This is a genomic window from Paenibacillus paludis (assembly GCF_042610515.1).
Taxonomy (GTDB): domain Bacteria; phylum Bacillota; class Bacilli; order Paenibacillales; family Paenibacillaceae; genus Paenibacillus_AQ.
Genome location: NZ_JBGJZP010000061.1, coordinates 1 through 563 on the forward strand (window position 1 = coordinate 1; position 563 = coordinate 563).

General features: G+C 47.8%; 1 tRNA gene and 2 rRNA genes. All 3 read right to left on the minus strand.

The features are described from left to right. Window positions 1–98: ribosomal RNA gene (locus ACAN56_RS35430) — 23S ribosomal RNA — on the minus strand; the annotation flags it as partial. Between the two features lie 234 nt (window positions 99–332). Then, window positions 333–408, minus strand: a tRNA-Ala gene (locus tag ACAN56_RS35435). 100 nt (window positions 409–508) lie between these two features. Further along, window positions 509–563 (minus strand): 16S ribosomal RNA (locus ACAN56_RS35440); the annotation flags it as partial.

Sequence of the window (563 nt, forward strand, 5' to 3'; positions counted from 1 at the left end):
GCTTGCTTACAGCTCCCCGAGGCAGTTTCGTTGTTCGCCACGTCCTTCGTCGGCTCCTGGCGCCTAGGCATCCTCCGTGTGCTCTTATTAGCTTAACCAATCGCTCTGGTATTTGGCTTATTCGCTCATCTTGTTTTAAACAGCGCTTCCAGATCACTCTGTCCGCCAGTCTGTTTAAAGCCAAAAGTCGCTCACAATCCAAAACCTTCGCTCAGTATCACTATTAATTAAAACTTGTTTACACAAGTTTCAGCTAAAAGATGTTCTAAAACGCAAATTCGTTTCGGTATCCAGTTTTCAAGGATCAAGGTGTTACTATTGATGAAGTTTGTTGGTGGAGCCAAGCGGGATCGAACCGCTGACCTCCTGCTTGCAAGGCAGGCGCTCTCCCAGCTGAGCTATGGCCCCGCAAATTCCATCAAAACCGAACAAATGGATACGCGTTAAGTATCTTGGAAGCTAAGCTTCCGATTTGAATGTCACCGTTGCAGGTGACGATTCTCCATAGAAAGGAGGTGATCCAGCCGCACCTTCCGATACGGCTACCTTGTTACGACTTCACC